The sequence below is a fragment of the Stackebrandtia albiflava genome, assembly GCF_007994225.1.
Classification (GTDB): domain Bacteria; phylum Actinomycetota; class Actinomycetes; order Mycobacteriales; family Micromonosporaceae; genus Stackebrandtia; species Stackebrandtia albiflava.
On sequence record NZ_VLLL01000006.1, the window covers coordinates 1,617,241 to 1,629,752 of the forward strand.

At 71.0% G+C, this 12,512-nt stretch carries 17 protein-coding genes; 8 read left to right on the plus strand and 9 right to left on the minus strand.

The features are described 5' to 3' along the window. Positions 1–12: 12 nt before the first annotated feature. From LX16_RS18510 to LX16_RS18525, 4 genes are read right to left on the minus strand one after another with little or no spacing between them, the layout of a single operon-like run. Positions 13–327: a hypothetical protein gene (locus LX16_RS18510; protein ID WP_147140539.1), complete on the minus strand. Its 315-nt coding sequence runs from the start codon at positions 325–327 to the stop codon at positions 13–15. Continuing rightward, the gene (locus tag LX16_RS18515) at positions 317–700 is read right to left on the minus strand and encodes a hypothetical protein (RefSeq protein WP_147140542.1); all 384 of its coding nucleotides are present in this window, start codon (positions 698–700) and stop codon (positions 317–319) included. Before LX16_RS18515 ends, LX16_RS18510 begins: the two co-directional genes overlap by 11 nt. Beyond that, complete coding sequence (locus LX16_RS18520) at positions 697–1,926, minus strand: NRAMP family divalent metal transporter (RefSeq protein WP_147140544.1); 1,230 nt, start codon at positions 1,924–1,926, stop codon at positions 697–699. Before LX16_RS18520 ends, LX16_RS18515 begins: the two co-directional genes overlap by 4 nt. Beyond that, the gene (locus LX16_RS18525; protein ID WP_147140545.1) at positions 1,923–2,336 is read right to left on the minus strand and encodes a hypothetical protein; all 414 of its coding nucleotides are present in this window, start codon (positions 2,334–2,336) and stop codon (positions 1,923–1,925) included. The genes LX16_RS18520 and LX16_RS18525 overlap by 4 nt, the downstream gene beginning before the upstream one ends. 154 nt (positions 2,337–2,490) lie before the next feature. Between LX16_RS18525 and LX16_RS18530 the strand changes: the two genes are divergently transcribed. From LX16_RS18530 to LX16_RS18540, 3 genes are read left to right on the plus strand one after another with little or no spacing between them, the layout of a single operon-like run. Continuing rightward, a complete protein-coding gene (locus tag LX16_RS18530) occupies positions 2,491–3,285 on the plus strand; it encodes a hypothetical protein (RefSeq protein WP_147140547.1) in 795 nt (264 codons plus the stop codon). Next, positions 3,255–3,503: a hypothetical protein gene (locus tag LX16_RS18535; protein ID WP_147140549.1), complete on the plus strand. Its 249-nt coding sequence runs from the start codon at positions 3,255–3,257 to the stop codon at positions 3,501–3,503. Before LX16_RS18530 ends, LX16_RS18535 begins: the two co-directional genes overlap by 31 nt. A gap of 39 nt (positions 3,504–3,542) precedes the next feature. Continuing rightward, the gene (locus tag LX16_RS18540; protein ID WP_147140551.1) at positions 3,543–3,950 is read left to right on the plus strand and encodes a hypothetical protein; all 408 of its coding nucleotides are present in this window, start codon (positions 3,543–3,545) and stop codon (positions 3,948–3,950) included. 89 nt (positions 3,951–4,039) lie between these two features. Here LX16_RS18540 and LX16_RS18545 read toward each other — a convergent pair whose 3' ends face one another. Then, the gene (locus tag LX16_RS18545; protein WP_147140553.1) at positions 4,040–4,543 is read right to left on the minus strand and encodes a DinB family protein; all 504 of its coding nucleotides are present in this window, start codon (positions 4,541–4,543) and stop codon (positions 4,040–4,042) included. Between the two features lie 157 nt (positions 4,544–4,700). On the opposite strand from LX16_RS18545, the gene LX16_RS18550 reads away from it, so the two are divergent. Beyond that, entirely contained in the window at positions 4,701–5,408 is a 708-nt protein-coding gene (locus LX16_RS18550; protein ID WP_211354577.1) for an ArsR/SmtB family transcription factor, read from the plus strand. 263 nt (positions 5,409–5,671) lie between these two features. Here the strand turns inward: LX16_RS18550 and LX16_RS18555 are convergent, their stop codons facing one another. Beyond that, positions 5,672–7,921: an ATP-binding cassette domain-containing protein gene (locus LX16_RS18555; protein WP_147140555.1), complete on the minus strand. Its 2,250-nt coding sequence runs from the start codon at positions 7,919–7,921 to the stop codon at positions 5,672–5,674. A 62-nt stretch (positions 7,922–7,983) separates the two neighbouring features. On the opposite strand from LX16_RS18555, the gene LX16_RS18560 reads away from it, so the two are divergent. The 4 genes from LX16_RS18560 (at position 7,984) to LX16_RS18575 (ending at position 10,105) form a co-directional block, all read left to right on the plus strand. Beyond that, complete coding sequence (locus tag LX16_RS18560) at positions 7,984–8,949, plus strand: helix-turn-helix transcriptional regulator (RefSeq protein ID WP_147140556.1); 966 nt, start codon at positions 7,984–7,986, stop codon at positions 8,947–8,949. A 67-nt stretch (positions 8,950–9,016) separates the two neighbouring features. Further along, on the plus strand, positions 9,017–9,346 hold the full coding sequence (locus LX16_RS18565) for a hypothetical protein (RefSeq protein ID WP_147140558.1): 330 nt from the start codon (positions 9,017–9,019) through the stop codon (positions 9,344–9,346). Continuing rightward, entirely contained in the window at positions 9,343–9,762 is a 420-nt protein-coding gene (locus tag LX16_RS18570) for a MerR family transcriptional regulator (RefSeq protein WP_147140560.1), read from the plus strand. The genes LX16_RS18565 and LX16_RS18570 overlap by 4 nt, the downstream gene beginning before the upstream one ends. Positions 9,763–9,772: 10 nt before the next feature. Next, positions 9,773–10,105 (plus strand): YnfA family protein, encoded by a 333-nt coding sequence (locus tag LX16_RS18575; protein WP_147140562.1) that lies wholly within the window; start codon positions 9,773–9,775, stop codon positions 10,103–10,105. A gap of 40 nt (positions 10,106–10,145) precedes the next feature. On the opposite strand, the gene LX16_RS18580 is transcribed toward LX16_RS18575, so the two are convergent. The 3 genes from LX16_RS18580 to LX16_RS18590 all read right to left on the minus strand — a co-directional run bounded on the left by LX16_RS18580 (position 10,146) and on the right by LX16_RS18590 (position 12,467). Then, positions 10,146–11,324, minus strand: coding sequence for a serine hydrolase domain-containing protein (locus LX16_RS18580; RefSeq protein WP_147140564.1), 1,179 nt, complete (start codon positions 11,322–11,324; stop codon positions 10,146–10,148). A gap of 41 nt (positions 11,325–11,365) precedes the next feature. Further along, complete coding sequence (locus LX16_RS18585) at positions 11,366–11,743, minus strand: hypothetical protein (RefSeq protein ID WP_147140566.1); 378 nt, start codon at positions 11,741–11,743, stop codon at positions 11,366–11,368. A 157-nt stretch (positions 11,744–11,900) separates the two neighbouring features. Further along, positions 11,901–12,467, minus strand: a complete 567-nt coding sequence (locus LX16_RS18590; protein ID WP_147140567.1) for a hypothetical protein — start codon at positions 12,465–12,467, stop codon at positions 11,901–11,903. Positions 12,468–12,512 lie beyond the last annotated feature (45 nt).

Sequence of the window (12,512 nt, forward strand, 5' to 3'; positions counted from 1 at the left end):
GGCGCGGTGCCTTCAGATCTCCGACACGTGCGGCAGGTCCTCGCGGCGGCAGTGAAGTGTCACCGTGCCGTCCTCGTCCACCTCGAAACGATCCCGGGCGGCGAAACCGGTGTTGCGGTGCAACAGATCCATCAACACGCGCAACACGAACGGCCTCGGTTGCCGCCGCCGCTCGAAGCCGAGCAGCCGCCGTGCCCGGTCGGCGACGATGACGCCCTCCACGACGAGCGTGCCCCGGTCGGGGCGGGTCCGCACGTCGATGACGATGCCGCAGTGGGCTCCCGTCACGTCGTACACCGGCGCGGTGATCAGGTCGCTAGTGCGCATCGCCCGCCCCCGGTATCCGGTCGACGATCTTCCGGCGGAGCCACCGCTCGGCCGGACTCGACATCGACTCGGCGGCGGCGTGACTGATGGTGACGGTGCTGTCGAGGTTCTCGATCTCGGACAACGGGATCCGTGTCGGCGGCCGGGACCGACCGAAGAACCGGCCCGGTCGCAACCGTGACCTGGTGTCCAGCCGTCGCCGCCACGCCGACGTGCCGGTGAGGATCGCCGTCACCTCGATGACGCCGTCGTCGCGCAGTTCCAGTTCCACGTCGTCCACCTTCCCGAAGGGCGCACCGTCGGGGTCGACGATCTGCCGGTCCAGCAGTTCCGCCGACAGGTCGATCTGATCGTGTCCGTGCCACCCGCTCATGCGCCCATCCCCGTCCCGATCATCAAGGGGATCGCCGTGACCGCGGCCACCACCACGACCACCAGCATCGACACCCCGACGAAGTTGCCGAACCGGCCGTTGACGTGCTCGCCCATGTAGGTGCGGTCGTTGGCGACGACCAGCACCGGAAGATACGTCAACGGCAGTGCGACGGCCGAGAACAACAGCGAGTACTCCGTCACCAGGATGGGATCCACGCCCGTCTGTATGAACAGGACGGCGATCGCCAGGGACACCATCAACGACACGTGGAACCGGGCGGCGCGCTCGGGCGCGACCCTCTTGCCCCACGTCCAGCCGAAATACTGTCCCAGGGCGTATCCGCACGAAAGCGCCGCCTCGAAGGTCGCGCCCAGTGTGGCGCCGAGGAAACCGAGCAGTGCCGCCGCCACGCCCACCACACCGAACGCCAACGCCACCGGGAGCATGATCTGCCCCAGCGTGGACACGTCCATGCCGGTGGGTTCCAGCGCCACCGCGGCGGCGGCCATGATGCCCAGCGACAACACGCCACCCAGTGGGAAGCCCAGCATGACGTTGAGGCGTTGCTGCCGCAGCTGGGACGGCTTCCAGCCCTCCTCGACACCACCGGAGGAGAAGAACAGCACCGTGTACGGGGTCATGGCCGAGGCAAACAACGCGACCGCGTGGTAGAAGTAGGTCGGTACCGGCTCACCGGCGGGCGGCGCGGGCCGGGTCGCCTGGGCGAACAGTTCGCTCCAGTTCGGGTCCAGCCACCAGATCGACAGCGCGAACACCAGGATCGTCAGACCCGCGAAGCCGAACACGCTCTCGATCGTCTGGAACTTGACCCGCCACAGCACGAACCACACGACTAGGCCGATCGGTATCACCCACACCACGTGCGGGATGTCGCTGGCCAGTTCGATGACCAGCGCGATGCCGCCGATCTGCGCGCCCAGCGTCAGCAGCGTCACGAACATCGTCGCGAGCAGGTTCCACAGTGCCGCCGTCGGTCCCAGCCGTTCCCTGACCAGGTCGAACAGCGGTCGGCCGGACACCGCTACGACCCGCCCGGCCATCTCGGCGTAGCAGGCGACGCCGATGACGCCCAGGATCAGCACCCACAGCAGCGCGAGTCCGTACCGGGCGCCGATCGTGCCGCCGGCGACCACGTCGCCGATGTCGACGAACCCTCCCACCGCCGACAGGATGGCCAGGGCGAGTGTCAGCAGCTTCTTCACAGCGCCTCCGCTTCGGAGGCCAGTTCCGCGATGACGGGCTCCAGGTCACGGAGGGCGGCGCGATCACCGGATTCGACGGCCTCGCGAAGGTCGGCGGCGGTGTCCATCGAGTCGGACACCAGTTCCAGGAGCACGGGCCGGGCGGGGTCGTCCGTGGCGAGCCCGACCGCGGCGTCCTCGGCGTCGCCCAGCGCGGAGTCCACGTCGGACATGATTGCGCTCAGCGTGATCGTCGGCGGGTCCCGGCGTTGCGCGGCCCGGTTCACCAGGGACATCACCTGTGCCTCGCTGCCTATCGCGTCCGCGGTGCGTTGTGCCTCCGAGCCCGCCGAGGCGCTCCACGAGGAACAACCGGACAGCCCGGTCAGTGCGAGTGCGAGACCCGCCGTCAACAGCAAACGCCACACCATGCGAACACCTCGACCGAGATCGTATGGCCGGAATCGGACGTTCGGGCCGGAACCGGGAAACCCGGGGGACGGGCACGGGCACCCGCGCCACCACACACGTCCGTTGTGGACTGGAGTGTGCGGCGGCGTCGTACCTCGCCGTTACGATCGCGCGATGTCCCACCCCCGCGCCCGGCACGTCACCGATCTGGCCGCCCCGCCCGACGGCCGTCTGCTGTTCGCACCCGGGCCCGCGACCGCCGCATACCGGTGGGACGGAGAAGTCCTCTGCCGGTTGGACGCCCGGCTGTCGACGGCCGGCGCGGTGCCGTGGGACGTGCCACCCGGTGAACGACTCCTCGCCGCCCTGCCCGACCTGTCCCGGGCGGTGTTCGGTTCCGGGGCGGGGCTGCGGATCACCGGCCCGGGCCGGACCGGCCGGGTCGTTTCGGTGAGACACGCCGACTCCGCGACCTTCGTCGCCCGGAACCGGCTGCTCGTGTCGGCCCCGATCATGTACCTCCCGGACGGGCGGGGGCGGGAGGAACGGGGGTGGCATCGCGTCCACCTCGTGGACACCGAAGCGGCCCGGGTCGTCGACCGGCAACTTCTCGGCGACTCCGTGGACGCCGGGGTCGACGCCCTGGCCCACCCGCACGACGGGACCGTCCTGCTCACCGCGTTCGAGGGACAGGACGGCGGAAAGGTGTTCGCGGTCAGGGTCGACGCCGACCGGATGACGGTCCGGCGGATCGCCGACGACCTCATACCGGTCGACTTCTCACCACGCGGCGACCGGTTGTTGTGCATCGGGTACCACGGAGGCCCCGTGGTGATGCTGCGGTGGCCGGACCTCACCGTCGTGCCACCCTGCACCGGCTCGACACCGGAGACGAGACGCCGGACGACGACTCGTGCTTCGCCCCGTACGGTTGCCTCGTGGCCGATCGGCGGGCGGTGCTCCTGGTGAACGGACCGGGAGTCGTGTCGTGGTTCCCGGACTCGGGCGAGACGGCTCGCGTGACGTTCCCGGAACCGTGGACCGATGTATCGCACGAGACCCTGCACGGGCTCGGAGGCGGCCGGTTCGCCACCACGGCGTGGGCGCGAACCGGCACCGTTGCGGTGTGGCGACTGCCGGGACGTCCACCCGAACGGCCGTTGACCGTCCACAAGGCTTGGCAGTAGCGTCACGGCATCCGTCGCCTATCGAAGAAGGTCGATCACATGCCCACTCACGATCGCCGCCGCCTGCTTCAGACCGCCGCCGTCACGTCCGCCGCCGCACTGGCCGCCGCCGCCATGCCCGGTACCGCCGCCGCCGAAGAGGCCAAGAAGTACGAACTCGACGGCGGTCCGGGCGACTGGACCGACGCCGAACGGCTCGACTACCGCAACATCCGCATCGCGGGGTTCACCCACGACGAGGCGATCTGCTGGCTCCTGGTCGCCCGTGCCACCCTCGCCATCTTCGACCTCCCCGAACAACATCCCTCCGACATCCCCGAAGTGGTCACCCTGGTCCACGGCATCCAGAACAAGCTGCTGGCCCGTCCCACCTACCGCGACTACATGGAGGCGTACCAGGGCGACACCGAGGCCGACGCGTTGGCGACGCCGCCGAAGACCGGCTGACCTCGCCGCACGGCCCGGTGACCGGTCCGGTCACCGGGCCGCACCGTGACGGCGTGGCCGACTCCGGGACGTGCGGCGCGCGGCGGCCGTCAACCGTGCCGCGTCATGACCTCCGCGTAGTAGCCGATCCCGGAGACGTGGTGCACCACCTCCCGGATCGTCCACGTCGTCTCGCCGGGCCGGTGGTCCAGCGTCTCCGGGGCCAGGTCGCGCAGTCGCGCCTCATAACACGCCGCCAACCTGGTCAGCCTGCTGGTCGCCTCGTCCAGGTCCGCCTCGGTGAACCTCGCCCAATCCGCGTCGGTGGTGAGTTTCCTGCCGTGCCACCGATCGGGGACGGTCGGTATCCCGGCCAACCGGCACTCGATCTCGGCGAGATGGTCGATCAGGTGATCGGCCACCCGGCGCAGGCACTTGTGCGGGGTCCACACGTTGCCGTCGGCGTGGCGGCCGATGCCGTCCCAGCCGAGCCACGACTCGGCGGTCTCCAAGACCGCGGTCACCGCCTCGGGGATCAACCGCGCCACCGGGGCCGTGGTGGTCTCCGGGCGTTCGGCGTAGGCGGCGTGATCGATCGTCAGGTATCTCGTCATGCGGCGACGCTAATCGGCGGACGGTTCGGCGCCCGCCGAAACGTGTCGGCGCCGGGCCGCGTGACCCGGTGAGAGAAGTAGGTCGGCCGCGTGTCGCACCGCACTGCCGTGCCTTACTTCGGCGCCCGCCGCAGTGTCCCCGCGCTAGGTTCGACCGGTGGAGACCGTGAGCACCACCGGAGAGGTCGACGTGGCCGCCGTCGCGCGGCTCGTCGGGGAGCCCGCGCGTGCCGCCATGCTCGACGCGTTGTTGGCGGGTCGGGCGTTGGCGGCCGGAGAGCTGGCCAGGGCGGCGGGCGTGAGTCCCGCCACCGCGAGCCAGCACCTCGCCAGGCTGCGGGACGGCGGTCTCATCGAGACCGTTGCCGCCGGTCGGCACCGGTACCACCGGCTGGCGTCGCCCGAGGTGGCGGCCGCATTGGAGGCGCTCGCGGCGGTCAGCCCGCCGAAACGGGTGACGACGCTGCGGCAGTCCCGCCGCAACGACGCGCTCGCGGTGGCCCGCACCTGTTACGACCATCTCGCCGGAAGGATCGGGGTAGCCGTCCACCGGTCCCTGATCGAATCGGGGGCGCTGGAACTGATGCCGGACGGGTACGCACTCACCGACACGGGAAGACGCACGCTGTCGGGGTTCGGTGTCGACGTCGACGCGGCGGCGGCCCGACGCCGCGTGTTCGCGCGGCCGTGCCTCGACTTCACCGAACGGGTCCCCCACCTTGCCGGGGCGCTCGGCGCGGCGCTGTGCACCCGCACGCTCGACCTGGGTTGGCTGGTCCGCCGGGCCTCCGGCGACCGGTCGCTACGCCTCACGGAAGCGGGGACGGCCGGATTCGCGGAGGTGTTCGGCGTCAGGCTCACCTGACCGGTACCGGCGGATGCCGCAGGTCCGGCGTGGCCGATGACCAGGACCGTCCGCGGTCGTCCGTCCGGTTCCGCCGGGGCGAAGTCGGTGACCAGGCCGCGCCGCAACAGGACCACCCGGTCCGCATCGTCCATGCGCGACATCCGACCGCACCGGTACCGGAGTGACCATCCGCCGGTCACCGGAGGCGGGCCGTCTCCGGGCGGCGCCACGCGGTGCGCGGCACCGATCGCTAGACGGGATGAGGGCCGTGCGCCTCACCGTCAGGCCGCCGTCCTCTCGGCGTCCAGCACCCGGGAGGTCGGGGTGTCCCGTCCCGTGTAGTCGGCGACGTGCCCCTCGAACAGCACCGCGCCGCCGTGCCTGCCCGGTCCGGGACCGAGGTCGATCAACCAGTCGGCCCGCCGGACGACGTCCAGATCGTGCTCGATGACCACGACCGTGTGACCCCGATCGACGAGCGCGTCCAACACCCCCAGCAGCGTCCCCACGTCGTTCATGTGGAGACCGGTGGTCGGTTCGTCCAGTACGTACAGTGTGGAGTCGGCGGCCCGCCGGAGTTCTCTGGCGATCTTGACGCGCTGGGCCTCACCGCCCGACAGCGTGTTCAGCGACTGGCCGAGCCGCAGATACCCCAGGCCCACCTCCGCCAGGTGCCGGAGTCCCGCCACGATCTTCGCGTCGGACAGCCGGGTCATCGCCTGGGAGACCGTCAGGTCGTCCACGTCGGCGATCGACAGCCCGTCCACCGTGTGGGCGAGCACTTCCGGGGTGAACCGGCGGCCCCGGCAGGTCTCACAGACGACCTCCTGACCGTCCATGAACGCCAGGTCCGTGTAGACGACGCCGAGCCCGTCGCAGTCGGGGCAGGCGCCCTCGGAGTTCGCGCTGAACAGCGAGGCCGGTACGTCGTTGTGCCGCGCGAACAGTCTGCGGATCGCCGGTGCCAGCCCGGTGTAGGTGACCGGGGTGGACCTGCGGTTGGCGCTGACCGGGCGCTGGTCGATGACGGTGGCACCGTGGCGGGCGACGATCTCGTCGGCGAGACTCGACTTCCCGGACCCCGCGACCCCGGTCAGCACGGTCATCACACCGGTCGGGAGCGTCACCGTGACGTCCCGCAGGTTGTTGCGGGTGGCGTTCTCGACCGTGAGCCGGCCGGTCGGGGTACGTGGCGCCGGTACTGCCGCCGTGGTCCCGTCGAGCGCGCGACCGGTCGGGGTGCCGGAGCGCCGCAACGTGTCGAAGTCACCGTCGAACACGATCCTGCCGCCCGCGCCACCGGCACCCGGGCCGACCTCCACGATCCGGTCGGCGTGCGCCATGACGGCGGGATCGTGTTCGACGACGAGCACGTTGTTCCCCTCGTCGCGGAGCCGCGTCAACAGCGCCACCACCGCCTCCACGTCGGTGGGGTGGAGGCCGACGGTCGGTTCGTCGATGACGTAGGTCATCTCGGTGAGGCTGGAACCGAGATGGGTGACCATCTTGATCCGCTGCGACTCGCCGCCCGACAGGGTCGGTGTCGCGCGCGACAGCGTCAGGTAGCCGAGGCCCACCGTGACCATCGCGTCGAGTCGCTCGGTCAACGCGCGTACGGCCGGTGCGACGGCGGGGGAGTCCAGGCCGGCCACGAACCGGACCAGTTCGGTGATCTCCATACGGGACAGTTCCCCGATGGTGTGCCCGTCGACGGTGGCGGTCCGGGCCGCCTCGTGCAACCGGTCGCCCGCGCACTCGGGGCAGACGGCGGCACGGGTGAACCGGCGGATCACCTCCTGTTTACGGTCCGACAGGTTGTCCGAGGTGCGCAGGTAGATGCGTTCGAACCGTTCCACGACGCCCTCGTACTCGCGGGGTGGCCGTCGCCCGAGCGAGGCCGCCGCCTCCCCGCCGTACAGCAGCGCGTTCCGCTGTTCCGCCGTCCACTGCGACAGCGGCGTGTCGGCGTCGAACACCCCGATGTCGGCGTACTGCGAGTACCAGTACCCGCCGTTGCCGAAACCCGGCAGCAGGATCGCGCCCCCGGCGAGTGACCTGTCCGGGTCCAGGAACCGGTCGACCGCGCTCACCACCACCTCGCCCAGGCCGGAGCAGGCCGGGCACATCCCGGCCGGGTCGTTGAACGAGAACCGGTTCGACTCGCCGACGTGGGGCCGGCTCGCCCGCGAGTACAGCAACCTCAGGTACGTCCAGGCGTCGGTGATCGTGCCGACCGTGGAACGGGCGTTGCCACCGATGCGGCGCTGATCGACGACGATGACGGGCGTCAACCCGCCGATGTGGTCGGCGTCGGGACGGTTCCACTTCGGCAGCCGGTTGCGCGCGAACGGTGGGAAGGTCTCGTTGAGCAGGTAACCGGCCTCGGCGGCGATCGTGTCGAACACCAGCGACGACTTGCCCGAGCCCGACACGCCCGCGAAGACCACCAACCGGTTGCGCGGGATGTCCAGGTCGACTCCGGCCAGGTTGTGTGTCCGTACGCCGCGTAGGCGGATGGTGCGCTGCGTCATGATCACCACGCTAGGTGCGGATGCGGCCGGATCCTGGCCGCGTCTGCTGGGAACATCGGGGCATGGCCGATGTCACCGAACGGATGCTCGCGCTGCTGTCCACGCTTCAGACCGGCCGCGCGTTCAGCGGTGCGGAACTGAGTCGCCGCCTCCACGTCAGCCCTCGCACCCTCCGCCGCGACGTCGACCGGTTGCGCGGCTACGGATACCCCGTGGAGACCCGGCCTGGCCCGGGCGGGCACTACCGGTTGGCGGCGGGCAGGACCATGCCGCCGTTGGTGCTCGACGACGACGAGGCGGTCGCGGTCCTGTTGGCGCTCGCGGCGTTCGGTGCGGTGGGGTCGGCGGTCGAGGGCGGCGTCGACGAGGCGGCCACCCGCGCCCTCGGGAAACTGGACCAGTTCCTGCCGCGCCGGTTGCGTCCCCGGATGGCGGCGGTCCGCGCGAGCCTGGAAGCCGGTCACACGCCCGCGCCGCCGGTGACCGCCGGACTGTTCGACCTGGTCGCCGGTGCCGTCGCCGACCACGACGTCGTCTCGTTCGGTTACGTCGACGCACACGGCGGACGATCGGTCCGGCGCGTGGAGCCGTACCGCCAGGTGCATCACCTGCTGCGCTGGTACCTACTGGGTTGGGACCTGGACCGCCGGGACTGGCGGGTGTTCCGCGCCGACCGCGTCGAGGATCCACTGCGGACCGGCGAACGGTTCACGCCCCGCGCGCTGCCCGCGTCCTCGGCGGCGGAGTTCGTCCGGCGGGCGGTCGGCCGGGACCGCCGGACGGTGACGTTGCGTGTGGCGGCACCGGTCACCGCCGTCGCCGACGCCCTCAGGTTCCAGGACGCGCGCATCCGGCCCGTGGACGACACGACCACCGAGGTCCGATTGGCTCCGGAGTCCTGGCAGTGGCTCGTGCTGAACCTGGCGTTCCTGGAGGCCGACTTCACCCTCACCGACGACGACCGGTTCGCGGCCGACTGCCGGGCGTTCGCCGAACGGCTCCTCGCCGGGACGGCGGGGCCGAAGTGACCGCGCCGAGCAGCGGGCCGGATCCGGGGTTGCATCCGGTGCCGGGGTACGGGTTTACAGTCGATTCATGACCGACGTGACCGACTGGACACCCGAGGCCTGCACGCTGCCCACCGCGGCGCGACCCCTTCGCCACGCGGAGTTCGGTGCGCTGTTCGCGACCGCCCTCCGTGACGTGACCGCTGTTTCGCCGACCCGGCTACGGATGCGATTCGACGCCACCGCCGGCACCGAGATCACCCGGCTGACCGAAGCCGAATCGGCCTGTTGCTCCTTCTTCGCCTTCACGATCGGGAAACCGACCAACGGGCTGATCACCGTGGACGTGGACGTTCCGCAGTCGCGGGCCGACGGGCTCGACGGCCTCGCCGCCCACGCCCGGGCGGCCCGGCGGTGAACGAGGGTCTGCGGGTGGGTGAGGTCGTGACCGCCGCCGGTGTGGGCCGCGAGACGCTGCGGTACTACGAACGGCGCGGCCTGATCGCGCGCCCACCACGCAGCCTCGGCGGGCACCGGCGCTATCCGGCCGAGACGGTCGAACGGCTGCGGATCATCAAGGGCGCACAACGGCTCGGCTTCACGCTGGACGAGATCGCCGCCCTGCTCGCCCGGCGAGGTGGAGCGGGCGGCCTGCACGCCACCGCCCGGGACAAGCTCGCACAGATCCACCGCCACATCGCGCAGTGGCAGCACAACGCCGAGGTGCTGCACGCCGCGTTGGCGGCCGGCTGTGACGACCTCCACGACTGCGCCGCCACCCCGGAGTGCCCGCTGCCGTTCCCCACGGTTTCCGGTGGGGTGACGAACCGCTAGATTGCCCACGGTGAACCTCCTGCGTTCGATCGTCCTGTTCCTGCTGGCCGCCCTCGCCGAGATCAGCGGTGCCTGGCTCATCTGGCAGGGCTGGCGGGAGAACCGCGGTGTCGTCTGGATCGCCGGGGGAATACTGGCTCTGGGGGTGTACGGATTCGTCGCCACCTTCCAACCCGACCCGAACTTCGGGCGGATCCTCGCCGCGTACGGCGGCATCTTCGTGGCCGGATCACTGGCGTGGGGAGTCCTCGTGGACGGTTTCCGGCCGGACCGCTGGGACCTCGTCGGCGCCGGAATCTGCCTGATCGGCGTCGCCGTGATCATGTACGCGCCACGCACCTGACCAGGTCCCCGGCCGGGTGGTCCCGCCGTCGCGTCGCGGATCAGCCGCCCGCCATGCCGTCCCGCACCGCCGCAAGCAGCGACTCCGCCCTGCGGTCCACCACTCCCTCGCGTACGTGATTGGTCACGTAACCGAACGCCAGCCCGGTCGCCGGATCGGCGAAACCGAGTGAGCCACCCAGTCCCGGGAAGCCGAAGGCGGCCGGGGTGTACCAGAACGTGTCCGGTGTCGGGAGCCCGAAACCGGTGGCGATCCGTACCGGGACCTTGAGGACCCGGTCCACTCCGGACACGCGTTCGGCGGTGGCGTCGGCGAGCGTGTCGGCGGACAGGATCCGGCGACCGCCGACCTCACCGATGAGGGCGGCGTAGAACCCGGCGAGGGCACGAGCGGTGCAGGCACCGTTCGTCGAGGGCATCTCGGCGGCCAGCTCCTCCGGCCGGTTGTGATCGAGCGGCGGGGTGACGACCTTCATCGTCCGCATCGTGAGGGAGTCCGGGTCGGCGTAGGCGGCCATCATGTCCCGCAGCGGCTCGGGATGGTCCGCGGGATCGATCAGGGTCAGGGAGTCGAAGTCCGGGGCGGCCGCGACGATGCGGCTGACCCGCTCCCGCTGTGCCTCGGGTAGTCCGATCCACAGGTCCAGGTCGTGCGGGACGGCGATCTCCCGGCGCAGGAAGACTCCGGGTCCCACCCCGGACACCCGGCGGATCACCTCACCGACCAGCCAGCCGTAGGTCAGCCCGTGGTAACCGTGAGCGGTACCGGGTTCCCACTCGGGCCGCTGCGCGGCGAGCGCGGATACCACCGGTTCCCACCGCACGGCCTCGTCCGGCGTGACCGGACTGTCGATCGCCGACAGTCCCGCCTGGTGGGTCAACAACCACCGCACCGGGATGTGCTCCTTGCCGGCGGCGGCGAACTCGGGCCAGTAGCGGGCCACCGGGGCGTCCAGGTCGAGCGTGCCGCGCTGTGCGAGCAGGTGGGCACAGGCGGCGGTGAACGCCTTCGTCACCGAGTACACGACCTGGAGCGTGTCGTGCCGCCACGCGCGGCCGGTGTCGGGGTCGGCGCTGCCGCCCCACAGATCGACCACCTCGCGGCCGTCGACGTAGGCGGCGACCGCCCCGCCGATCTCACCGTGATCCCGCAGGTTGGCGGCGAACGCGTCGCGTACCGCCTCGTATCCCGGTGCGGTGGTCCCGCCGATTTCGGGCATGGTGTATCGCCTCTCTGAGCGTGGTGTCTGTGGAGGCGGGTTCAGGCCCGCCACTTCTCGATGAGCCAGGCGCACAGTTCCGGCTCGGTCATCTCGGGGAACTCCTCGGCGAAGACGTCCAGTGCGCGCAACGCCTCGTCCCGGTTCAGGTCGTGCTTCGCGGCCTCGCGCAGGTACGCCTGGCGGGTCGCGGAGGGGCGGCCGCCGCCGGTTCCCCGTCCGGGCAGTCCCTCACGCCATCCGGTGACCTCGGACAGCCGTTCCGGGAGCCAGCCGGGTACGCCGTCGATCTCGACGTCCGGTTCGGGGAAGGGGTGCCGGGATCCGGCGGGGTGGCGGGACCGCCACTTGTGTACCGCGTGCCGGGTGACGCCCAGTGCCTCGGCGATGCCGAGGATGCCGAGGTACCGCTTGGTCATGGTGTTCCACTTCGCTGTGATGGGCCTCCTGTGGACGTCATGACTATCAGGCCGGCACCTCGGGGGCACGCCAACCCGTCTTCGTCTCTTGCCGAGACGATGTTATGCCCTCGGCGTTACGTTGTCAACGACGGAGACGAGGTTTACGGGCCGGTTCTCATCGCCGATGCCGATACGCCCAGGCCCGCCACTTCGACTGGAGCACCGTCTCCTCGTACAGGCGGCGACAGGTGAGCTGCCCCAGCCGGGACGCCGTCGCGGACACGGCCGCGCGGGGCACCGCCGCCATGCCGCCGACCCTCAGATGGCCCCGGATCGGATCGTCCTCCGTCAACGGCACCCCGAACGCCCCACCGGACGACATGACCGGGATCAACAACGCCTCCACACCCGGCCGCCAGGTGGGCGGCATGGCCGCCGCGTCCTCGTACACGACGACATCCCCGGGCCAACCGTCCACCGTGCACACCGTCCCGCGCGGCATCGGCCCCGGGCCGCCGGGGACCTCCGTCCGTGCCCCCTCCCGACCCGCCCGCGACACGAACTCGTTCCACCGCCGCAGCTCCACGTCGTCGCGCTCCGCCTCGACCGCCGCCCCCAGCGCCGCATCCAGCAGCGCGTGGGCAGCCCAGGTCCGCAGGTCGAGACCGGATGTCGCGGCGGCCCGCTCCACATGACGCCGCACCGCCGGGCTGAGCCACACCTTCACACGGTTGCCGGGCATCCGAAAAGCCCCTCTCGTCACATGCGAAACGCCGGGACGACCATA

Bases quoted from the DNA above. Each gene is read 5' to 3' on its own strand.
- LX16_RS18510 (WP_147140539.1), bottom strand. From the start codon at position 327: ATGCGCACTAGCGACCTGATCACCGCGCCGGTGTACGACGTGACGGGA.
- LX16_RS18515 (WP_147140542.1), bottom strand. From the start codon at position 700: ATGAGCGGGTGGCACGGACACGATCAGATCGACCTGTCGGCGGAACTG.
- LX16_RS18525 (WP_147140545.1), bottom strand. From the start codon at position 2,336: ATGGTGTGGCGTTTGCTGTTGACGGCGGGTCTCGCACTCGCACTGACC.
- LX16_RS18530 (WP_147140547.1), top strand. From the start codon at position 2,491: ATGTCCCACCCCCGCGCCCGGCACGTCACCGATCTGGCCGCCCCGCCC.
- LX16_RS18540 (WP_147140551.1), top strand. From the start codon at position 3,543: ATGCCCACTCACGATCGCCGCCGCCTGCTTCAGACCGCCGCCGTCACG.
- LX16_RS18545 (WP_147140553.1), bottom strand. From the start codon at position 4,543: ATGACGAGATACCTGACGATCGATCACGCCGCCTACGCCGAACGCCCG.
- LX16_RS18555 (WP_147140555.1), bottom strand. From the start codon at position 7,921: ATGACGCAGCGCACCATCCGCCTACGCGGCGTACGGACACACAACCTG.
- LX16_RS18560 (WP_147140556.1), top strand. From the start codon at position 7,984: ATGGCCGATGTCACCGAACGGATGCTCGCGCTGCTGTCCACGCTTCAG.
- LX16_RS18565 (WP_147140558.1), top strand. From the start codon at position 9,017: ATGACCGACGTGACCGACTGGACACCCGAGGCCTGCACGCTGCCCACC.
- LX16_RS18580 (WP_147140564.1), bottom strand. From the start codon at position 11,324: ATGCCCGAAATCGGCGGGACCACCGCACCGGGATACGAGGCGGTACGC.
- LX16_RS18585 (WP_147140566.1), bottom strand. From the start codon at position 11,743: ATGACCAAGCGGTACCTCGGCATCCTCGGCATCGCCGAGGCACTGGGC.
- LX16_RS18590 (WP_147140567.1), bottom strand. From the start codon at position 12,467: ATGCCCGGCAACCGTGTGAAGGTGTGGCTCAGCCCGGCGGTGCGGCGT.